The 1,123-nt window shown below is 70.2% G+C and carries 1 protein-coding gene and 1 pseudogene; both read left to right on the forward strand.

The window, feature by feature from the left end; translation table 11 throughout:
• On the forward strand, positions 1–784 hold a 784-nt coding region (locus FLX07_RS35805), incomplete at its 5' end, for a carbohydrate-binding protein (RefSeq protein WP_280116568.1).
• A gap of 94 nt (positions 785–878) precedes the next feature.
• Positions 879–1,123: pseudogene (locus FLX07_RS35810) on the forward strand (hypothetical protein); the annotation flags it as partial.

Genomic DNA, 1,123 nt, shown 5'->3' on the forward strand with positions numbered 1-1,123 from the left:
CACCTGGTGGCTCTACAAGTGGTACGGCGACATGGCCGGCCGCATGGTCACCACCACGCCGTCCACCCAGACCGGGCTGGACGGCTTCGCCTCCTACGACGCCACCCGCAAGATCGTCAACGTGGTCCTGGGCAACGAGTCGGGCACCAACACCGTCCGCGTCACCGGCATCGGCGCGCTGGGCTCCTCGGTCCGGGTGACCCTGCAGTCGACCCCCTCGAACGGCCGGTTCACCGCCGTGACCGCGCCCACGACCATCTCCACGAGCACGTACGCGGTGAGCAACGAGCAGATCAGCGTCCCGGTGGCGAACATGTCGGCGACCAGCGCCTACAACCTGGTGATCCAGCCGACCGGCGGGGTGCCGTCTTACCAGCAGCGCTACGAGGCGGAGAACGCGTCGGTCTTCCGCGCCCAGCGGCTGAGCGGCTCCAGCGCGTCCGAGGGCGGCTACGTCGGGCGCATCGACAACAGCAATGGTGATCACAGCACCGACAGCTACGTCGACTTCGTGGTGAACGTGCCCACCGCCCGGGCGTACACCATGACCATCGGCTACGCCAACGCCACCGGGGCCACCGCCACGCAGGGGCTGGCGTACAACGGCGGCGCCTGGACGACGGTCAGCTATCCGCCCACCGCCGCCTGGGGTCAGTTCGGCGCCACGGTCAGCACCACCGTGAACCTGCGGGCGGGCTACAACGTGATCCGCCTGGCCAAGGGGTCCCCCTACTTCGACGGCGGGACCGGCTATGCCGAGCTGGACTACATCCAGCTCACCTGAGCCACAGCGCGGGTTCGCACCCTGACCGTGCGGACCCGCGCCGGTGAACGAGACGACAAGCGGCCGGACGCCGGCCGTCGAAAGGAAGAACGATATGGAAAGCCTCGACAGGGGCCGGCGCGCCGCCGGCCTGGCCCTGGTGGTCCTCGCCGTCGCCGGTGGTCTCACCGCGTGCTCCGGGTCGTCCGGGAGTGACGGCACCGACAGCGCCACGGCGGGCGCGAGCCAGGCCGCCGGGGGCGGGACCTACACGATCTGGGACCCCTACCCGCAGTTCGACGACTCCTCCGACTGGGTGAAGCTGCTCACGCAGTGCGGGACGGAGGCCGGGGTGACCGT

This window comes from Microbispora bryophytorum (assembly GCF_006874465.1).
GTDB lineage: Bacteria > Actinomycetota > Actinomycetes > Streptosporangiales > Streptosporangiaceae > Microbispora > Microbispora bryophytorum.